2 protein-coding genes are annotated in these 22,413 nt (G+C 75.3%); both read right to left on the reverse strand.

Annotated features, from left to right (window positions below):
- Positions 1 to 109: 109 nt before the first annotated feature.
- A complete protein-coding gene (locus OG937_04145) occupies positions 110 to 316 on the reverse strand; it encodes an MbtH family protein (GenBank protein ID WUD70926.1) in 207 nt (68 codons plus the stop codon).
- Positions 313 to 22,218 (reverse strand): non-ribosomal peptide synthase/polyketide synthase, encoded by a 21,906-nt coding sequence (locus OG937_04150; GenBank protein WUD78626.1) that lies wholly within the window; start codon positions 22,216 to 22,218, stop codon positions 313 to 315. Before OG937_04150 ends, OG937_04145 begins: the two co-directional genes overlap by 4 nt.
- Positions 22,219 to 22,413 lie beyond the last annotated feature (195 nt).

Genomic DNA, 22,413 nt, shown 5'->3' on the forward strand with positions numbered 1-22,413 from the left:
AAGCGTACGGATCAGGCGCCCGCGCCTCCCCATGGGGTGCAGGTACGTACGAGAGGGGGGCCGCCCCGCGGGGCGGCCCCCCTCTCGGCCTCTTGCCGTGCGTTCCCGGTTACCGGCCCTCGACGAGGCTCTTGGGGCGCAGGTCGGTCCAGTTGGTCTCGATGTACTCCAGGCATTCCTGGCGGGCGGCCGGGCCGTGGGCGACGGTCCAGCCGGCCGGGACGGCGACGAAGTCCGGCCACAGGCTGTGCTGGCCCTCGGCGTTGACCAGGACGGAGTAGACGCCGTCGGGGTTCTCGAAGGGGTTGCTGCTCATCGGGTGGTTTCCTTCCGTGTGACCAGGGCCTCAAGGGCCCGGAACCAGGTCTGCGCCAGATCCCGGACGGCCTCCTCGGTGAGGAGTTCGCCGGCGTAGGCCCAGTGGGCGCTCAGCTCGGGGCCGCCGGGGCGGTCCTCGGTGAGGGCGTTGAGGGTGAGGGCGTGGGACATCGGCATCCCGGGGTCGGCGTCGAGGTCGGCGGCGTCGCCCTCCGGCGCGTACGACCAGTCGGCGGCCTCGGGGACGTCGAAGCGGCCCATGTAGTTGAACTCGATCTGCGGCTCGGCGAGCCGGGCCAGTTCCGGACCGGTGACCGGGTTGAGGTGCCGCAGCAGGCCGTGTCCGACGCCGCCGGTGGGCAGGCCCGTCAGGTGCTCGCGGACGCGGGCGACGGCCTCGTCGGGGTCCAGGCCCGCCGGGCCCGGGTCGAGGCGGACCGGTACGACGCTGGTGAACCAGCCGATGGTGCGGGACAGGTCGGCGTTGCCGGCGAGTTCCTCCTCGCGGCCGTGGCCTTCGAGGTCGACGAGGACCGCGGTGCCGGGCTCCGCGCCGAGCAGCCGGGTCCGCCAGTCGGCGACGGCCTGCGCGAAGGCGGTCAGCAGCACGTCGTTGACGCTCGCGCCGTACGCGGCGGGCACGCGCCCGAGCAGCGGCCCGGTGACCTCGGCGGGCAGGGTCAGCGACAGGTAGCGGGTGCTCTCCACGGTGTCGCGTGCCGTGTCCAGCGGCCGGGCCAGCGGCAGGCCCGCGCCGTCCGCGAGGACCGAGGTCCACCGGGGCAGTTCGTCCTCGCGGGAGGGGTCGAGGGCGCGGGCGGTGAGCAGTTCGGACCAGCGGCGGAAGGAGACGTCCACGGGGGGCAGCTCCGGTGTGCGGCCCGCGGCGACGGCCGCCCAGGCGGTCTCCAGGTCGGGGAGCAGGATGCGCCAGGTCACGCCGTCGACGACGAGGTGGTGCAGGAGCAGCAGCAGCCGTCCCGGACGTCCGGGCCCGGCGTCGAACCACACCGCGCGCACCATGTCGCCGGTGTCGGGGTCGAGTCCGGCGCGCGCGGTGACCGCGTGGGCGGAGACCGCCTCCCGCAGCGCGGTGTCGTCCGCGCCCGACACGTCGGCGCGGGCGAGCCACGCGCTCACGTCGACCGTGCCTGGAGCGGGCACGCGCAGCGCCCACTGCTCTCCGCTGTCCCCCTTGTGGCACGGCTGGGTGCGGGTGCGTTCCAGGCGGGCGCGGAGCATGTCGTGCCGGTCGGCCACGGCGCGCAGGACCGCCAGCAGGCCGTCCTCGTCCAGGTCCGCAGGGGTCTGCAGGAAGGCGGCCTGGTGGTAGCCCCAGATGGGGCCGCCGCGCTCGCGCAGGGCGTGCATGATCGGGGTGAGCGGGACGAGGCCGGTGCCGTCGTCGTGGGTGCGGAGCAGCTCGTCGCCCGCGAGCGGTACGGCGACCTCGGCGAGCGAGGCCACGTCGCGGTGCTGGAAGACCTGGCGGGGGGTGATCCGCAGCCCTGCCGCGCGGGCCCGGCTGACGAACTGCATCGCGACGATGCTGTCGCCGCCGAGGGCGAAGAAGTCGTCGTCGGTGCCGACGGCCTCGGCGGGCAGTCCCAGCGCCTCGGCGACGAGGCCGCACAGGGTGCGTTCGGTGTCGTTGCCGGGCCTGCGGCCGCCCGTGCCCGCGGTGAAGTCGGGGGCGGGCAGCGCCTTGCGGTCCAGCTTGCCGTTGGACAGCAGCGGCAGCCGCTCCAGGACGACCACGGCGGCCGGGACCATGTACTCCGGCAGGCTCGCCGCCACATGGGCGCGCAGGGCGGCGGGGTCGGCGGTGCGGCCCTCGGCGGGGACGACGTAGCCGACCAGCTGCCGGACGCGGGGCCGGTCCTCGCGGGCGGTGACGACGACCTGGGCCACGGTGTCGTGCGCGGCGAGGGCGGTCTCGACCTCGGCGAGCTCGACCCGGTAGCCGCGGATCTTGACCTGGTCGTCGGAGCGGCCGGCGTACTCCAGCTGCCCCTCCTCGGTCCACCGGGCGAGGTCGCCGGTGCGGTACATCCGCGCGCCGGGCGGGCCGTACGGGTCGGCGACGAAGCGCTCCGCCGTCAGGTCGGGGCGGCCCAGGTAGCCGCGGGCGAGCCCGGCGCCGGACAGGTACAGCTCGCCGGTGACGCCGGGCGGGACCAGGCGCATCGAGCCGTCCAGGACGTAGGCGCGCGTGCCCCGCACGGCGCGGCCGACGACGGGCCGGTCGCTGTCGGCGACCCGGCCGACGAGGGCGTCGACGGTGGCCTCGGTGGGCCCGTACAGGTTGAAGGCCTCGGTGGACTCCAGGGCCGCCAGGCGCGACCAGAGGGCGTCCGGCACGGCCTCGCCGCCGACGCCGACCACCGCCAGCGGGCAGTTCCCGTCGCGGACCAGTCCGGCGTCCGTCATCTGGGCGAGCAGCGACGGGGTGACCTCGATGAAGTCCAGCCCCTCGGCGCGGATCAGCGCGGCGAGCTGCTCCGCGTCGCGGCGCGTCTCGTCGTCCACGATGTGCAGCGCGTGCCCGTCCAGCAGCCACAGCTGCGGCTGCCAGGACGCGTCGAAGGAGAACGACCAGGCGTGGCCGACCCTCAGGTGGCGACGTCCGGTCAGTTCCTTGGCGCGGTCGTGGAGGTCGTGGCGGTGGCTGTGGAAGAGGTTGGCGAGGCTGCGCTGGGTGACGACGACGCCCTTGGGGCGGCCCGTCGAGCCCGAGGTGTAGATGACGTACGCCGGGTGGTCGGGGGCCGGTGCCTGCGGGGCCGCCTCGGGCAGCCCGTCGAGGGCGTCCAGGTGCAGCACCGGGACGTCGGTGTCCGGCAGGGACGCGGCGAGTTCCCGCGTGGTGAGGATCAGCCGCGGCCCCGCGTCGGCGAGCATGTCGAGCACGCGGTCGGCGGGCAGGTCGGGATCGACGGGCAGGTAGGCGGCGCCCGCCGTCATGACGGCCAGGATCGCCGTGATGTGGTCGGCGGTGCGCGGCAGCGCCAGCGCCACGATGCCCTCGGGGCCCGCGCCCGCGCCGGCCAGCACGCGGGCCAGCCGGTCGGTGCGTGCGGCCAGTTCGGCGAAGGTCCACGTCACGGACGGGTCGGTGACGGCGACCGCGTCCGGGGACGCGGCGGCCTGCGCCGCGAAGAGGGCGGGGACGGTGGCGTCGCCGGCCCGCGGGGGCAGGGCCGTGTCGTTCCAGGTCTCCAGCAGCAGGCGCCGGTCGGCGTCGCTGAGGATGTCGATGCGGCCGACGGGGGTGTCCGGGTCGGCGGCCATCGCCGACAGGACGGAGAGCATCGCCGAGGCGATGCGCCCGGCGGCCGCCGGGGTGAACAGGTCGGGGCGGAACTCGGCCGTGAGGCGCAGGCGCTCGTCGGGTTCGACGGCCCAGGCGAACGGGTAGTGCGTGGAGTCCTCGTGCTCGCGCACCGACAGGCGCAGGCCCGGTTCGTCCGTCTCTTCCGCGACCGGGTAGGACTCGAAGACCATCAGCGTGTCGAAGAGGTCGCCGAGCCCGGCGCCGCGCTGGATGTCGGCCAGGCCGAGGTGCTGGTGCGGCAGCAGGCGCGACTGCTCGTCCTGGACGCGGTCCAGCAGGGCGCCGACCGGCTCCTGCGGGCGCAGCCCGACCCGGACGGGCACGGTGTTGATGAACAGGCCGATCATCGACTCCACGCCGTCCAGCTCCGGCGGACGGCCCGCGACCGTCGCGCCGAACACCACGTCGTCGCGGCCGGTCAGCCGGGACAGCACGACCGACCAGGCGGCCTGCACGAGGATGTTGACGGTGAGCCCGCGGCGCCGGGCGAGCGCGCCCAGCGCCTCCGTCAGCTCCTCGTCGGCCTCGACGGTGTGGGTGAGCGGCACGACCGGCGCCCGGCCTGCGTCGGCGGGCGCCAGGTGGGTGGGCTCCTCCAGCGCGTCCAGGGCCGCGGCCCAGGCGGCCGCGGAGGCCGCCGTGTCCTGCGCGGCGAGCCAGCGCAGGTAGTCGCGGTAGGGGGCGGTGGCAGGCGGGGTGGTCCCGTCGTAGAGGGCGGTCAGTTCCGCCATCAGCCGGGGCACCGACCAGCCGTCGAGCAGCAGGTGCTGGTGGGACAGGACGAGGCGGTGGGCGCCGTCGCCCGTCCTGGCCAGCAACAGCCGCAGCAGCGGCGGTTCGGCGGGGTCGAAGCGGCGGCGCTCCTGCAGCAGCAGACGCTCCCACTCCTCCCCTGCGTCCGGGACGGCGGTGAGGTCGACGTGGCGCCACGGCAGCGGCACCGAGCGCGGCACGACGGCCACCGGGCGGCCGGAGGAGAGGTAGCGGAAGCCCGCGCGCAGGCTCTCATGCCGGTCGAGCAGGGCCTGCCCGGCGGCGCGCAGCCGCTCGGGGTCGAGCTCGCCCTCGATGTCGTACGACACCTGGACGGTGTAGACGTCGGGGCCCTGGTCGCCGGAGTCGAAGGAGGCGTGGAAGAGCAGGCCGGCCTGGAGCGGGGTGAGCGGCAGCAGCTCGGCCGATCCGGCGCCGGGGAGTTCGGCGCGCTCGGCGTCGGTGAGGCCGGGCAGCAGCTCGGTGTCGTCGGCCGGGTCCTCGCGGACGGTGTCGACAGCGACGGCCGCCAGGCCCGCGGGGGTCTTGTGGCGGAAGACGTCGCGCGGCGTGATCGTCAGCCCGGCGGCGCGGGCCCGGACGACGAGCTGCATGGCGACGATGCTGTCGCCGCCGAGGGTGAAGAAGTCGTCGTCGGCGCCGACCCGTTCGAGGCCGAGGACGGCGGCGACGAGCTCGCACATGCGCTCCTCGCGCGGGGTGCGGGGCGCGGTCGCGGTGACCTGGGAGGCGAAGTCCGGCGCGGGCAGGGCCGCGCGGTCGAGCTTGCCGTTCGGCGTGAGCGGGAGGACGTCCAGGACGACGAAGGCGGCGGGCACCATGTGCTCCGGCAGCGCGGCGGCCGCGTGGTCGCGCAGCGCCGCCGTGTCGGCGTCCTGCTCCGGGGCGGGGACGACGTACGCCACCAGGCGATCGTCGCGCAGCAGGACGGTGGCCGAGGCGACCGCGGGATGCCCGGTCAGCACTCCCTCGATCTCCCCCGGTTCGACGCGGAAACCGCGCAGCTTGACCTGGTCGTCGACGCGGCCCAGGTAGTCCAGCTCTCCGTCGCGCGTCCAGCGGGCCAGGTCGCCGGTGCGGTACATCCGGCTCCCGGGCTCACCGTACGGGTCGGCGACGAACCGCTCGGCGGTCAGCCCGGCCCGGCCGAGGTAGCCGCGCGCCAGCTGGACGCCCGCGAGGTACAGCTCACCCGGCACGCCCGGGGGAACCGGGCGCAGCGAGGCGTCCAGCACATAGGTGCGGGTGTTCCACACCGGGCGGCCGATCGGGACGGTGCCGGCCCCCGGCGTGACGTGGTGGGCGGTGACGTCGACGGACGCCTCCGTGGGGCCGTACAGGTTGTGCAGCCCGGCCGTGCCCAGCACCTCGTGGAAGCGGGCGGCCAGCGGCGCGGGCAGCGCCTCGCCGCTGCAGATCACACGGCGCAGTCCGGTGCAGCCTGCCGCGGCCGGCTCGTCGAGGAAGGCGCGCAGCATCGACGGCACGAAGTGCGCCGTGGTGACGCCGCTGCCCTTGATCAGCCTGGCGAGGTAGGCCGGGTCCTTGTGGCCCTCGGGGCGCGCCACGACGAGCGTCGCGCCGGTGATCAGCGGCCAGAAGAACTCCCAGACCGACACGTCGAAGCTCGACGGCGTCTTCTGCAGTACGCGGTCGTCGGCCGTCAGGCCGTAGGTGTCCTGCATCCACAGCAGGCGGTTGACGATGCCCTCCTGCGGTACGACGACGCCCTTGGGGCGGCCGGTCGAGCCGGAGGTGTAGATGAGGTAGGCGGGCCGGCGCGGGTCGTACGCCTGCGGGAGCGGGCCGGTGGCGGCGTCCGCCGCCGGGGTGCCGTCGGCGTCGACCAGGAGGCGCGGCGCGTCGGTGCCCGGCAGGTCGACGCCGTCGGTGGTCACCACGCACACCGGACGGGCGTCGGCGAGCATGAACGCCAGCCGCTCCGCCGGGTAGTCGGTGTCGAGCGGCAGGTAGGCGCCGCCCGCGCGGTGGACGGCGAGCAGGGTGACGACCAGGGCCGCCGAGCGCGGCAGCGCTACGGCCACCGTGGACTCCGGGCCGACGCCCGCGCCCGCGAGGACGTGGGCGAGGCGTCCGACGCGGGCGTCCAGCTCCGCGTAACCGACGGGGGTGTCCTCCACCAGCAGCGCCGTGGCGTCCGGGGTCGCCGCGGCCTGGGCGCGGAACAGCTCGGGGAGGGTGAGGCCGGGCACGGCGTGGCCGGTGGCGTTCCACTCCCCCAGGACGCGGGCGCGTTCGTCGTCCTCCAGTACGTCCAGGTGCCCGACGGGCCGCTCGGGTGCGGCGGCGGCCTGCTCCAGCAGGTGTTCCATGCGGCGGGCGAGGAGTTCGGCGGTCGGCCGGTCGAAGAGGTCGGCGCTGTACTCGATCCAGCCCTGGATGCCGTTGCCCTCGCCCTGCTCGACGAAGTCGAAGCTGAGGTCGAACTTGGCGGTGTCCTGGCCGACCGGCTCCGGGCGAGCGGTGAGGCCCGGCAGCACGGGGGCGCCGGCGCCCTCGGCGAGATGGACGACCATCACCTGGAAGAGCGGGTGCCGGGCCAGGGAGCGGCCCGGGTTGAGGGCTTCGACCAGCCGCTCGAAGGGCAGGTCCTGGTGCTCGTACGCGGCCAGGTCGGCCGACCGGACGCGGCGCAGCAGCTCCGCGAAGCCGGGCTCGCCGGTCAGGTCGGTGCGCAGCACGAGGGAGTGGACGAAGAAGCCGACGAGGTCCTCCAGGCGCTCGTCCGCTCGTCCGGAGACGGGCGCGCCGAGCGGGATGTCCTCGCCCGCGCCGAGCCGGTGCAGCAGGGCGGCGACGGCGGCTTGGGAGACCATGAACATGCTGGCGCCCTCGCGGCGGGCGAGCGCGCGCAGGGCGCGTTCCAGCTCGGGCCGGACCGTGAAGCCCACGGTGCCGCCGGTGTGCGAGGACTCCTGGGCGCGCGGCCGGTCGGTGGGCAGCGCCAGTTCCTCGGGGAGGCCGCGCAGGGTCTCCGTCCAGTAGGCGAGCAGGTCGTCGCCGGAGTGCTCCAGCAGCTCGCGCTGCCAGAGCGTGTAGTCGGCGTAACTCACCGGCAGCGGCGCCCAGTCGGGGGCGTGGCCCGCGGTGCGCGCGGCGTAGGCGGTACCGAGGTCGGCGAGCAGGGCCCGGTCGGACCACTCGTCCGTGGCGATGTGGTGCAGCACGAGCAGCAGCACGTGCTCGTCAGGCCCGGTCTCGGACAGGGCGGCGCGCAGCGGGAGTTCGCGCTCCAGGTCGAACGGCCGCGCGGCGATCCGGGGCAGCTCGTCGGGGGCGGCGGTGCCCAGTGTCACGCGCGCCTGCTCCGGGGCCAGGACGTGCTGGTGGGGCACGCCGTCCACGGCCGGGAAGACCGTGCGCAGGGTGGTGTGGCGGGCGACGAGGTCGTTCAGCGCCGCCTCCAGCGCGGCGCGGTCGAGGGCGCCGGTCAGGCGCCAGGCGGCCGGGAGGTTGTACGAGGGGTCGGCGGCGTCGACCTGGTGCAGCAGCCACAGCCGGCGCTGGGCCGAGGAGAGCGGCAGCCGCTCCGGCAGGACGCGGCCCGCGGTGAGGGCCGGGCGCTCCTGCGCGCCCTGACCGTCCAGCAGGGCGGCGAGCCGGGCGACGGTGGGCGCGTCGAAGACGGCGCGCAGCGTCACCTCGGCGCCGAGCGCCGTACGGAGCCGGCTGATCAGGCGCATCGCGAGCAGCGAGTGACCGCCGAGGACGAAGAAGTCGTCGTCGATGCCGACCCGTTCCAGGCCCAGCACGGCGGCGAACTGTTCGGCGAGCAGTTCTTCGCGCGGGGTGCGGGGCAGGCGGCCGCCGACCGCCGACGACAGGTCGGGCGCGGGCAGCGCGGCCCGGTCCAGCTTGCCGTTGACGGTGCGCGGCAGCGCCGCCAGGTTCACGAACGCGGCGGGCACCATGTGCTCGGGCAGCGCGGCGGCGACACGGGCGCGCAGCGCGGCCGGGTCGGGCTCGTGGCCGGGGGCGGGGACGACGTACGCGACGAGGCGCGGCACGCCCGGGGTGTCCTCGCGGACGACGACGGCGGCCGCCGACACACCGGGATCGGCGGTGAGGACCGACTCGATCTCGCCGGGCTCCACGCGGAAGCCGCGGATCTTGACCTGGTCGTCGGTACGGCCCAGGTATTCAAGGGTGCTTCCCCCAGCCTCCGGCCGGGGGAACCCCCACCGGCGCCGCGCCAGGTCGCCCGTGCGGTACATGCGCTCGCCGGGCTCCCCGAACGGGTCGGCGACGAACCGCTCGGCCGTCAGGTCCGGCCGGCCGAGGTAGCCGCGGGCCAGGCCCGCTCCGGCGAGGTAGAGCTCGCCGGGCACGCCGAGCGGTGCCGGGCGCAGCCGCTCGTCGAGGACGTACGCGCGGGTGTTGTCCAGCGGCGCCGCCCACTCCGGGGCCCCGCTGTGGCGTCCGTAGGCGTCGACGGATGCCTCCGTGGGCCCGTACAGGTCGTGCACCTGGGTGGCGGGGAGCCCGGACAGCCGCTGCCACAGGGCGGGCGGGGTGGCCTCGCCGCCGACGGTGAGGACGGCGGGCGCGTAGCCGCCCGGGGCGAGGAAGCCGTGGTGGGTCAGCTCGCCCAGGTAGGTCGGGGTGAGGTCGACGTAGTCGGCGGCGATCTCCGCCAGGTGCGCGAGGAGCGCGGCCGGTTCCTTCATCGTCGTCTCGTCCACGACGTGCAGTTCGTGGCCCGCCAGCAGCCACAGCAGCGGGTCCCAGGAGGCGTCGAAGCTGAACGAGGCGGTGTGCGCGGCCTTCAGGACCGCGCGGCCGGTGGCGCGGACCGCCGGTTCGACCATGTCGCGCAGGTGGGCGCCGAAGAGGTTGGACAGGCCCCGGTGGGTGCCGACGACGCCCTTGGGGGTGCCGGTGGAGCCGGAGGTGTAGATGGTGTACGCGGCCCCCAGCGCCGGGTAACCGGCCGGGCGTACGAACGCGGCCTCGGGCAGCGGCCCGTCGAGCAGCAGACGTGCGACGCCCGGCGCGGCCGGGAGGCGTTCGGCGAGGTCGGCGGTGGTGAGCAGGCAGACCGGGCCTGCGTCGCGGAGCATGAACTCCAGCCGGTCGGCGGGCAGGGCGGGGTCGAGCGGAAGATAGGCGGCGCCCGAGGCGAGCGCGCCGAGGATCGCCGGGACCATGGCGTGCCGCGGCAGCGCGAGAGCCACCACCGTGCCCTCGGCCGCGCCGTGCGCACGGACCAGGGCGGCGACGGAGTCGACGCGGACGCCCAGTTCGGCGAAGGTCAGCGTGCCGGAGGCGGTCACCAGGGCCGTCCGCTCCGGGTGGGCCCGTACGGTGTCGGCGAGGATCTCGGGCACCGCCCGGGTCTCCGCGCCGTGCCGGGCGGTGTCGTTCCAGGCGACGGCGGCGGCCTCGTGCTCGGCGGGCGTGAGCAGGTCGAACTCCGCCAGCGGGAGGTCCGGGTGGGCCGCGGCCTGCCGCAGCAGCAGGACCAGCCGGGCGACGAGCAGCGCGGCGGTGGCCTCGTCGGCCAGGTCGGTCGCGTACTCCAGCAGCAGTGCCAGCGGGTGTGCCTCGCCGTGGTCGACGAAGGTGAAGTCGAGGTCGAACTTGGCCGTGCCGGTGTCCATGTCGAACCACTCGGTGGGCAGCCCGAAGACGTCGGGGTCGCCGTCCGGGCGGTGGTGGTAGCCCAGCATCACCTGGAACAGCGGGTTGCGGCCCGCTGCGCGCGGCGGGTTCACCGCCTCCACGACCCGGTCGAAGGGCATGTCCTGGTGCTCGAAGGCCTCCAGAGCCGACTCACGCACCCGGCCCAGCAATTGACGGAACGTCAGCGCGTTGCCGGACAGGTCGGTTCGCAGCACGAGGGTGTTGACGAAGAAGCCGACGAGGTCGTCGAGGCCGCTGTCGGTACGGCCGGCGATGGGCGCGCCGAGCGGGACGTCCTCGCCCGCGCCGAGCCGGTGCAGCAGCGCGGCGGTCGCGGCCTGGAACAGCATGAACATGCTGGTGCCGGTCGCGGTGGACAGCTCCCGCAGTTCCCGGCCCAGCTCCACGGGCACCTGACCGCGCACGATCGCGCCGGCGCCGGTGGGCGCGGCGGGACGCGGCCGGTCGAGCGGCAGCGCCAGCTCCTCGGGCAGGTCGCGCAACCGCTCGGTCCAGTAGGCGAGCTGCGTGTCACCGACGGTGCCGAGCAGGCGCTCCTGCCACAGGGTGTAGTCCGCGTACTGGACGGGCAGCGGCTGCCAGGCCGGGGCGGAGCCCGCGGCGCGGGCGGTGTAGGCGGCGGTGAGGTCCGCCATGAAGGGGCGGTCGGACCACTCGTCGGTGGTGATGTGGTGCAGCACGACGGCCACCACGTGGTCGTCGGTGCCGACCCGGAGCACCTCGCAGCGCAGCGGGAGGTGCTCCGTCAGGTCGAAGGGGCGACGCTGGGCCGCCTCGATCAGCCCCGGGAGGTCGGACCCGGCGCCCTCGGCGACGGTGAACCCGGGCAGGGCTTCGCCCGCGGGGACGATCCGCTGGTACGGCTCGCCGTCCTGCTCGCCGATCAGGGTGCGCAGCGCCTCGTGGCGGGCCGCGACGTCGCCAAGGGCCCGGCGCAGGGCGTCGGTGTCCAGGGCGCCGCGCAGCCGGAAGACGAGCGGGAAGTTGTACGCGGCGCCGCCGCCGGTGAGGCGTTCCACCAGCCACAGGCGGCGCTGCGCGGCGGAGAGCGGGACGAGGGCGGGCCGTTCGGCGGCCGCGGTGAGCGCGGGGCGGGCGGGCCGTCCGGCATCGGCGCGCTGCGCGAGCTGGGCGGGCGTCGGGGCCTCGAAGAGGTCGCGGATGGCGAGTTCGGCGCCGAGCTCGGTGCGGGCCCGGCTGACCAGGCGGGTGGCGAGCAGCGAATGGCCGCCCAGGTCGAAGAAGTTGTCCTCGGCGCCCACCGACGGCAGGGCCAGCACCTCGGCGAAGAGGCGGCACAGCACCTCTTCCTGCGGGGTGCGCGGTCCGCGTCCGCCGCCGAGGGCCACGGCCGGCTCGGCGTCCGGCAGCGCCCGCACGTCGAGCTTGCCGTTGGCGTTCATCGGCAGCCGGTCGAGGGTGACGAAGGCGGCCGGGACCATGTACTCGGGCAGTTCGCGCTTCAGGTCCTCGCGCAGCACCCGTACCAGGGCGCTCGCGTCGCGGCCCGCCGCCGGGTCGTTGGCGTACGGGGCGCTGCCGCCGCCCGGCCGGTACAGCCCGGCGGTCGTGCCGGTGGTGCCGGCCGGGACGAAGACGGCCTCGTAGGTGCCGGCTTCGGCGCCCCACGTCGTGAGCACGCGGCAGCCGAGGTCGGCGGCAAGGTCGTGCAGGGTCTCCGGGTCGACGCCGTCCGGACGGACACGGCCGTCCGGCACGCCGGTGACGCGCAGCCGCTCGGGCCGCTCCTCGCGCAGCAGCTCGGGAAGACCGGGCGACCACGCCGCCACGGACTCCTCGCCCAGCCGCTCGGAGTAGGCCTCGCCGCGGTAGAGCACGGCGTCGTAGCGGTGCCGGGTCAGCTCGTTGTGGTGACGTCCGCGCTTGGTGCGCAGGTCGAGTCCGTAGCCGAGGTGCGCGAAGAAGTCGGGGTCGACCAGGAGTTCCTTCTCCAGGCGCAGGCCGCGTTCCACGGCCCCCTCGAACTCCGCTCCGTCGGTGCCCCGGGCGCGCTGGATCTCGGTGTGGAAGGTGCGGGCGAGCCGCAGGTTGCGGACGTCGCCGACGAAGAGCGCGCCGCCGGGGGCGAGCAGCTCCATGGCGCCGCGCACGACCGACTCCAGGTAGGCCACGCTGGGGAAGTACTGGATGACGGAGTTGATGACGATCGTGTCGAAGTACCCGGTGGGCAGCCCCTCCAGGTCGTCGGCGGGACGGCAGCGCAGCTCCACCTTGGCGGCGAGCTCCGGGTCGCGCCGCAGCTCCTCGCCGATCTTGCGGATGACGGGGGCGGCGAAGTCGGTGGCCCAGTACGCCTCGGCGTCCGGGGCCAGCCGCGACAGCAGCAGGCCGGAGCCGACGCCGATCTCCAGGATGCGGCGCGGGCGCAGTTCGCGGATGCGGGCGAGGGTGGCCTCGCGCCACTCGTGCATGTCCTCGAAGGGGATGGGCTGCCCGTCGTAGGAGCTGTCCCAGCCCGCGTACTCCTCGGTGAAGACGGCGGTGGAGATCTCCTCGTACTCGTCGGAGTAGATCTCCTGCCACTCGCCGACCTGGGCGCGCTCGGTGGACTCGCGCTCGGCGGCGTCGGCGGGGGCCGGGACGACGTAGCCGATCAGCCGGTCGTCGCGGACGACGACGGCGGCCTGCGAGACGCGCGGGTGGCGGCTGAGCGCGGTCTCGATCTCGCCGGGCTCGACGCGGTAGCCGCGGATCTTGACCTGGTCGTCGGTGCGTCCGAGGAAGTCCAGGTTTCCCTCCGGGCCCCGCCGCACCAGGTCGCCGGTGCGGTACATCCGCTCGCCGGGCTCGCCGAAGGGGTCGGCCACGAACCGCTCGGCGGTCAGGCCCGGCCGGTCCAGGTAGCCGCGGGCCAGGCCGATGCCCGCGATGTACAGCTCGCCGGGGACGCCGTCGGGCACCGGGCGCAGCCAGGCGTCGAGGATGTGGGCGCGGGTGCCGCGGATGGGGCGGCCGACGGTGGGCGTGGCGCTGTCGTGGGTGCCGCCGCCGAGGGTGTTGATGGTGTACTCGGTGGGGCCGTAGAGGTTGTAGCCGTAACTCCCCTCGGTGTCGCGCAACCGCGTCCAGACCGTCTCGGGGACGGATTCGCCGCCGAGCAGCACCAGCGGCGGGACGTGCCCTTCGAGCAGCCCCTCCTCGATGAGCAGCCGGGCGTAGGTCGGGGTGACGTTGACGACGTCGATGCGGTGCCGCTCGCAGTAGGCGGTCAGCGCGTGGGCGTCACGCCGCAACTCCTCGTCGCAGACGTGCACTTCGTGGCCCTCGACGAGCCACAGCAGCTCCTCCCACGACATGTCGAACGCGAAGGAGACGGTGTGCGCGACCCGCAGCCGCCGCCCGCCCGCCGACGCGATCGCCGGGGCGAAGATCTCCTTCTGGTGGTTGAGCTGCATGTTCGTCAGGCCCCGGTAGGGGGTGACGACGCCCTTGGGGCGGCCGGTGGAGCCGGAGGTGTAGATGACGTACGCGGGGTGCTCCAGGCTGAAGCTCGCCACGACCGGGGCGACGGACAGCTCCGCCAGCTCGGCGGCGACGGCCGGGTCGTCGAGCAGGACGCGCGGGGTGCCGACGTCCAGGGTGGCCGAGACGGCGGCGTTCGTCAGGAGCAGCAGGGGCCGGGCGTCCTCCAGCATCAGGGAGAGCCGGTCGGCCGGGTGGTCCAGCTCCAGCGGCAGGTAGGCGGCGCCGGTCCGCAGCACCGCGAAGAGGGCCACGACCATCTCCGCGGAGCGGGGCAGGCCGAGCGCGACCACCTTCTCCGGGCCCGCGCCGCGGGCCAGCAGCAGCCGGGCCGTGCGGTTCACGGCGGCGTCGAGTTCGGCGTAGGTGAGGGTGCGTTCGCCGAAGACGAGGGCGGTGGCGTCCGGGGTGCGGGCGGTCTGCGCGGCGAGGAGGTCGGCGATGGTCTCGGTGGGTTCCGGGACCCGGCTGCCGGCCCACTCCCGCTCCAGGGCGGCGTGTTCGGCGGGCAGCAGCGGGTCGAGACGGCCTACGGGAGCCGTCAGATCTGCCGCCATGCCGTCCAGCAGGAGGGTGAAGCGGTCCAGCAGCGCGCGGGCGGCCTCGTGCGGGACGACGTCGGGGCGGTGCGCGAGGGTGACGAGGACGCGCTGCCCCGGCGTCACGATCAGGTTGACGGGGTAGTGCGTGGCGTCGACGTTGGCGACGGCGGTGGCGCCGTGCTCGGCGCGCAGCCGCTCCAGCCGGTCCTCGGTGTCGTTGTTGCGCAGCACGAAGAGGGTGTCGAACAGCCGCCGGTGACCGGTCTCGGCCTGCAGCACACCCAGGCCCAGGTACTCGTACGGCATGAGCTCCAAGCGCTCGCCCTGGATGCGCCGCAGCAGGTCGAGGACGGGCTCCGCCGGGTCGAGGGCGACGCGGGCGGGGACCGTGTTGAGGAACATGCCGATGACGTTCTCCACGTCCGGCACCTCGGTCGGCCGGCCCGCGACGGTGGTTCCGAAGACCACGTCGGTGCGGCCGGTCGCGGAGGCCAGGGTCAGGCCCCAGGCGGCGTTGAGCACCGTGTTGAGGGTGAGGCCGTGGGCGCGGGCCCGCTCGCGCAGCGAGTCGCCGAGCTCCGCGGGGAGCAGCACGTCCAGCTGCTCGGGGATGACGGGTTCCAGGCCCGCGTCGGCGACGGCCGGGACGAGCAGGGTGGGCTCCTCCAGGCCCGCAAGCGCGGCGCGCCAGGCGGCGGTCGCGGCGGCGTCGTCCTGGGTGCCGAGCCAGGCCAGGTAGTCCCCGTACGAGCCGGGGCGCGGCAGGCCGGTGGCGTCCCCGCCCGTCGCGTAGAGGGCGAAGAGCTGGTCGAGGAAGAGCCAGGCGGACCAGCCGTCCCACAGGATCAGGTGGCGGCCGATGACGAGGCGGTCGCCCAGCTCCGCGCCGCGGCGTACGAGCAGCATGCGGAACAGTGGCGGCGCGGACAGGTCGAAGCGGCGGGTGCGCTCCTCGTCCATCAGGACGCGCAGCCGCGCCTCCTGCTCGGCGGCGGGCAGCGCCGACAGGTCGACCGTCTCCAGCGGCACTTCGGGCTCGGCGACGATGAACTGCACCGGCTGGCGCAGCCCGTCGCTGGTGAATCCGGCGCGCAGACCGGGGTTGCGGTCGAGCAGGGTGCGGGCGGCGGCGCGCAGCCGGCCCTCGTCCAGGCGCTCGGCGAAGTCGAAGGTCTCGTGGACGGTGTAGACGTCCAGGGCTCCGTCGTCGTAGGCGGAGTGGAAGAACAGGCCTTCCTGGAGCGGGGCGAGCGGCCAGATCTCGGCGACCGCTCCCCCGGCGGTGCGGTGGACGCGCTCGGTCTCCCCGGGGGTCAGCTCGGGGCGGACGGGCCCGGTGCGCTCCGCGGCGGCGGCGGCGGCGCCGGTGCGGGCGGCCAGGGCGAGGGCGGCGGGGGTGCGGTGCTCGAAGACGTCGCGCGGGGTCAGTTCGAGACCGGCGGCGCGGGCGCGGCTGGCGACGCCTATGGAGCTGATGCTGTCGCCGCCGAGGAGGAAGAAGTCGTCGTCGGGGCCGGCGTCCGGCAGGCCGAGGACGGCCGCGAAGACCTCCGTCAGCGTCCGCTCGTGGTCGGTGCGCGGAGCGCGGGCGGGGGCGCGCTCGGCCTCGGGCGCGGGCAGCGCGGCCCGGTCCAGCTTGCCGCTGGGGGTCAGCGGCAGCGCGTCCAGCACGACGAAGGCGTCCGGGACGAGCGGCGCGGGCAGCAGCTCGGCCACGGCGGCGCGCAGGGCGGCGGTGTCCGGGCGGGAGTCGCGCGCCGGGACGACGTACGCCACGAGGCGCTGCTCGCGGACGGTCACCGCGGCCTGGGCGACCTCCGGGAGCCGTACGAGGGCGGTCTCGGTCTCGCCGGGCTCGATGCGGTTGCCGCGCAGCTTGACCTGGCGGTCGGTGCGGCCCAGGTACTCCAGGACACCTCCCCCAGCCTCCGGCCGGGGGGACCCCCAACGCCGGCGCACGAGGTCGCCGGTGCGGTACATCCGCTCGCCGGGGGTGCCGTACGGGTCAGCCACGAAGCGCTCCGCCGTGAGCGCGGAGCGGCCGTGGTAGCCGCGGGCGAGCTGCACACCGGTCAGGTAGAGCTCGCCGGGCACGCCGTCCGGCACCGGGCGCAGGCAGGCGTCCAGCACGCGCAGGCCCGTGTTCCACACCGGGCGGCCGATGGGCACGGTGGTGTCCTGGGCGCCGTCGAAGGCGTGGTGGGTGACGTCGACGGCGGCCTCGGTGGGCCCGTAGAGGTTGTGCAGCGGCACCCCGGTGAGCGCCTGCCAGCGCGCGGCGGCGGCGCCGGGCAGGGCCTCGCCGCTGCTGAGCACGCGGCGCAGGCTCGCCGCCCACGACGCTTCGGCGGTCACCTCGGGCGTGCTGAGGAACGCCTCCAGCATGGAGGGCACGAAGTGCAGGGTGGTGACGCGCTGTTCGCGGACGAGCCCGGCGAGGTAGGCCGGGTCGCGGTGCCCGTCCGGCCGGGCGAGGACGACGGCGGCGCCCTCGCACAGCGGCCAGAAGAACTCCCACACGCTGACGTCGAAGCTCGACGGGGTCTTCTGCAGGACGCGGTCGTCGGCCGTCAGGCCGTACTCGCCCTGCGTCCACGCGAGGCGGTTGACGACGGCGCGGTGGGTGACGACGACGCCCTTGGGGCGGCCGGTGGAGCCGGAGGTGTAGATCAGGTACGCCGGGTCGTCGGGCCGGGCCGCCGCACCCGCAACCTTCCCCTGGACGTCTTCGGCGGGGGCGTCGACCAGCAACGGCGTCAGCCCCTCCACGGCGGGCAGCCGCGGGGCGTCGGCCGCCGTGGTGACGACGGTGGTGGCGCCCGAGTCGGCGAGCATGTACGAGACGCGCTCGGCCGGGTAGTCCAGGTCGACGGGCAGGTAGGCCGCGCCGGACTTGAGGACGCCGAGCAGCGCCACCATCAGTTCCGCCGAGCGCGGGACGGCGACGGCGACGAAGCCCTCGGGTCCGGCGCCGCGGGCGCGCAGCCGCGCGGCCAGCGCCTCGGCGCGCGCGTCGAGTTCGGCGTACGTCAGGGAGGTGTCGCCGTACACGACGGCGGTCGCACCGGGGGTACGGGCGGTCTGCGCGGCGATGGCGGCGGGCAGCGTCGTTGCCGGGACGTCGCGGACGGCGCCGTCGAGGTGGGCGGTGGCGTGCTCGTGCGGGGTGAGCAGGTCGACGGAGCCGGCCGGGCGGCCGGGGTCGTCGGCGATGGCCTCCAGCAGCAGCGTGAGCCGGTCGCCGAGGGCGCGGACGGCCGCGGCGTCGATCCGGCGCGCGTGGTGCTTGAGCCGCAGGTCCATGCGGCGGCCGGGCTTCACGATGAGCGCGAGCGGATAGTGCACGGTGTCGTGGAAGGCGTGGCCGCTGACGCGCACGGTGCCCGAGGGGTCGGCGAGGCCGGTCTCGGCGGGGTAGTTCTCGAAGACGACGAGGGTGTCGAAGAGTTCGCCGCCGCCCGCGTGCCCGGCGGCCCGCTGGATCTCGGCGAGGCCGAGGTGCTGGTGGTCCAGCAGGCCGCTCTGCTCGTCCTGGAGGCGGCGCAGCAGCGTGCCGAGGCCGGTGGCCGGGTCCCAGGCGAGCCGGGTCGGCAGGGTGTTGATGAACAGGCCGACCATGGAGTCGATGCCGTCGACGGCGACGTCGCGGCCGGAGACGGTGGTGCCGAAGACGACGTCCTGCTGTCCGGTAAGCCGGCCCAGCAGCAGGCCCCAGGCGCCCTGCACGACGGTGCCGAGGGTGACGCCGAGCTCGCGGGCACGGGCCGCGAGGCGGGCCGTGACGCGCTCGGAGAGCTCCACGCGTGTCTGCGCGGGCTCGACCGGGCCGCCGTCCGCGGGCGCGTCCACCAGGCGCGTCGGGCCTTCGAGTCCGGCGAGCGCGGTACGCCAGGCGGTGCGGGCGACGTCCCGGTCGGCGGCGGCGATGCGCCGCAGGTAGCCGGCGTACGCGGGCACCGCCGGCAGCGGCGCCGGGTCGTCCGCGTACAGGGCCATCAGCTCGCGGTGGAGGACGGGCAGCGACCAGCCGTCCGCGACGATGTGGTGGAACGTCAGCAGCAGGCGGCTGCGGTCCGCGCCCAGGCGGACGAGCGCGCAGCGCAGCAGCGGCGGCCGGGCCAGGTCGAAGGGCCGGGACCGCTCGTCGGCGGCGACGGCGTCCGCGAGGCCGCGGCGCACGCCGTCCTCCTGCGCGGACAGGTCGACCTCGCGCCAGGGCAGCACGGCGCCACTGGTGACGACCTGGACGGGCCGGCCGTCGGGGAGCTGGCGGAAGCAGGCGCGCAGCGGGGCGTGCCGCTCCAGGAGCCGTTCCATGGCGCGTCGCAGGGCGGCGCCGTCGACGGGGCCGGACAGCTCCACGGCCTGCTGCACGACGTAGGCGTCGTGGTCGGCGCCGTCGACGAGGGCGTGGAAGAAGAAGCCCTCCTGCAGCGGGCCGAGCGGCAGCACCTCGTCGACGGTGACCGGGAGGTCGCCGCGCAGGGCGGCCAGTTCGGAGTCCGTCGGGGACAGCAGGGGCGCGGCCTGCTCCTCCGCGGTGGCGTCGTCCGGGCCGCCCTCCTGGGCGACCTCGGCGAGCGCGGCGACGGTGCGGTGCCGGAAGACGTCGCGCGGGGTGAGGCGCAGGCCGGCGCGGCGGGCGAGGACAAGCAGCTGGATCGCCACGATGCTGTCGCCGCCGAGCGCGAAGAAGTCGTCGTCGATCGTGACGGTCCGCACACCGAGGGCCTGCGCGTACAGGGCGCACAGCAGCTCCTCGCGGGCGTCGCGCGGGGCGCGGCCCGAGCTGAGGGCGGCGTAGTCGGGGACGGGCAGGGCGGCGCCGTCGAGCTTGCCGCTGGGCGTCACCGGCAGCCGGTCCAGGGGCACGAGGGCCGCGGGGACCATGTACTCCGGCAGGAATTCGGCGGCGTGCGCGCGCAGGGTGCGCATCAGCGCGGTGACGTCGCGGAAGGGGGCGGGCCGGTTGGCGAGCGGGCGGCCGCCGCCGGGCCGGTACAGCGGGCCCGGGTCGGCGCCCTCGGCGGTGAAGACGGCGTCGACGCTGCCGTCGTCGGCGTCCCCGGTCCAGGTCAGGGCGGCGGACAGGCCGTGCCGCGCGGCGAGTTCGTGCAGCGCTTCAGGATCGACGGTGCCGGCGCCGTCAGCGCCGGGGCGGCTGCTGTCGTCGAGGACGGCGAGGGCGTCGAGGTCCTCGGTGAGGCGGGCGTTGGGCACGGCGGTGACGCGAAGCCGCTCCGGGCGCGCGGCGAGCCGGGCGTCCAGGGCGTCGAGACCGCCGAGGGCGGCCCACGCGATCTCGTCACCCGTGTCCGGCTCCGCCGAAGTGGGTGCCGGGCGCAGTTCGACGTCGTAGCGGTAGCGGGTCAGCTCGTTGTGGTGGACGCCGCGCTTGACGCGCACCTGGGCGGCGAAGCCGTCGAGGCCCGCGAACCAGTCCGGGTCGACGAGGAGTTCGCCCTCCCACGCCACCGAGCGGTCGACGGCGGCGCGCAACGCCTCCTTGTCGGCGGCGTCACCGGCGGCGCCCTCGTCGCCGGCACCGCGGCGGCTCTCCACGGCGGCGCGCAGGGCGCGCAGCAGCCGCAGGTTGCGCACGTCGCCGACGAAGATCGCACCGCCGGGGGCGAGCAGCGCGGCGGCCTTGCGCAGCACGTCCTGGAGGTAGTCGGCGCCCGGGAAGTACTGGGCGACGGAGTTGACGACGACGACGTCGAAGTGGCCCTCGGGCAGTCCGGTGGTGTCGTGCGCGGGGCGGGCCGACAGCTCGACGCGCCCGGCGAGTTCCGGTACGTCGCGGATCTGGGCGCGCAGCGCGGCGACGGCCTCCTCGGAGACGTCGGTGCCCCAGTACGCCTCGCAGCCGGGGGCCAGGCGGGACAGCAGCAGGCCGCTGCCGACGCCGATCTCCAGGACGCGGCGCGGCGCGAGCGCGGCGATGCGCTCGACGGTGGCCGTCCGCCACTCGCGCATGTCGGCGAGCGGGATGGGCAGCCCGTCGTACATGCTGTTCCAGCCGGCGAAGTTCTCCTGGAAGCCCTCGGAACCCGCGGCGGAGTACAGGAGTTCGTGCAGGTCCTTCCACTCGGCGACCTCGGCGTCGCCGTCGACCGACGGCACGACGTAGGCGGCCAGCCGCCGGTCGCCGGGCCGGTCCTCGCGGACGACGACGGCGGCCTGGGCGACGCCGGGGTGGGCGCGCAGCACGGACTCGATCTCGCCGGGCTCGATGCGGAAGCCGCGGATCTTGACCTGGCTGTCGACGCGGCCGAGGAACTCCATCCGCCCGTCGGACTTCCAGCGCACGAGGTCGCCGGTGCGGTAGAGCCGCTCCCCCGGCTCGCCGAAGGGGTCGGCGACGAAGCGCTCGGCCGTCAGGTCGGGCCGCCCGAGGTAGCCGCGGGCCAGCCCGGCGCCGCCGAGGTAGAGCTCTCCCGCGACACCGGCGGGGACCGGCCGCAGCCGGGCGTCGAGGACGTAGGCGCGGGTGCCGGGGTCGGGCACGCCGATGGGCACGATGGTGCCGGCCGGGGTGTCGGGATCGCACAGGCCGAGGGTGGAGTTGGTGGTCGCCTCGGTCGGGCCGTAGGCGTTGAACATCATGCGGCCGCGCGCGTAGCGGCCGACGAGTTCGGGCGAGACGCGCTCGGTGCCGGCGAGCAGCGTCGCCTCCGCGGGCAGGTGCACGTCGTCGGGCATGGCGGCGAGCAGCGCGGGTGGCAGGATCATGAAGGTGATGCCGTGGGCGTTCGCGTAGTCGGCGAGCGGCGGGCCGGGGACGCGTCGTTCGGAGGGTACGACGACGAGCCGTCCGCCGGAGAGCAGGCCGAGGCACAGGTCCCAGAAGGCGACGTCGAAGCTCGGGGAGGCGAACTGCAGCACCCGGCTGTGCGGGCCGATGCCGAAGCGCTCGCTCTGGGTGGCGACGAGCTTGGCGACGCCGGCGTGGGAGAGGACGACGCCCTTGGGCCGGCCGGTGGAGCCGGAGGTGTAGATGACGTAGGCGGCGTTCGCGACCGTCAGCCGGCCGCCGGACTCGGGGTCGTGGGCCGGCAGCCCGGCGAGCTCGGCGACGGTGTCCGGGGCGTCCAGGAGCAGCGTGGGCACCTCGCCGGGCAGGTCGGCGGCGACCTCGGCGGTGGTGACGAGGCACACCGGCGTGGCGTCGGCGAGCATGTAGGCGACGCGGTCGGCGGGGTAGTCGGTGTCGACCGGCAGGTAGGCGGCGCCGGACTTGAGCACCGCGACCTCGGCGACGATCAGCTCGGCCGAGCGCGGCACGGCCAGCGCCACCACCGTCTCGGGCCCGGCGCCCCGGGCGACGAGGGCGTGGGCCAGCCGGTTGGCGCGGGCGTCGAGTTCGGCGTAGGTGAGGCGGACGTCCTCGAAGACCAGGGCGGTCTCGTCGGGCCGGGTGCGGACCTGCTCGGCGAACATGGCGGGCCAGGTGGCGAGCGGCACGTCGTGGTCGGTGTCGTTCCACTCGTGGAGGACGCGGTGCCGCTCCGGCCCGTCGAGAGTTGCGAGGTCGCCGACGGCACGGTCGGGGTGCGCGGTGGCGGCGGCCAGGAGGGTGGCGTAGTGGCCGAGGATCCGGTCGACGGTGGCGGCCTCGAAGAGGCCGGGGTGGTACGCGGCGTGGACCTCGCCGGACGCCACCCGCAGTTCGAGGTCGAGGGGGCCGCCGGCCCAGTCGCCGGCGGCGAAGCCCGTGTTGCAGAGCAGACCGCCGCCGCGGGTCGCAGCGGCGCCCAAGGCGGCGGCGAGGACGGTGGCCGGGGCGCGGTGGGCGCGGGCCCGCTCCGCGACGGCCGCCACCTGCGCGGTGAGCCCGGCGAAGGTGGTGTCAGCGCTGAGGGCGACGCGCAGCGGCAGGCCGTCGTGGGCGAGGACGAGGTCGGTGGCCCCGCCGCCGTAGTGGTGGAGCAGGGCGACGTACGCCGCGAGGTGCCGTTCCTGACCCGCGGCCGTGCCGGGCAGGGCACGGAAGCGGACCGCGGCCGGTCCCGCGGGACGCTGCGGATAGGGGAAGTCGACGGGGAGAACGGTCTCCTGTGCGAGCGGAATCAGCCGCTCACGCCAGAAGTCCTTTGCCGCCATCGCCAGTTCTTCGTTACCCGACACCGGTGCCCGTGCCTTCCCTTATGTGCGGAATCGACTCGACCGAGCCGTGACCGCTCGCCATATTAAGGTAAGCATTACCTAACTTGATAGACCTCCCCATCGGGGCATGACCGCACAGCTCACAGCGGTAGGGTTAAGGTGTGCCTAACCTAAGCATGCTGGCCGTGGAGC

Origin of the sequence: Streptomyces sp. NBC_00510 (assembly GCA_036013505.1) — a bacterium.
Lineage (GTDB): Bacteria > Actinomycetota > Actinomycetes > Streptomycetales > Streptomycetaceae > Actinacidiphila.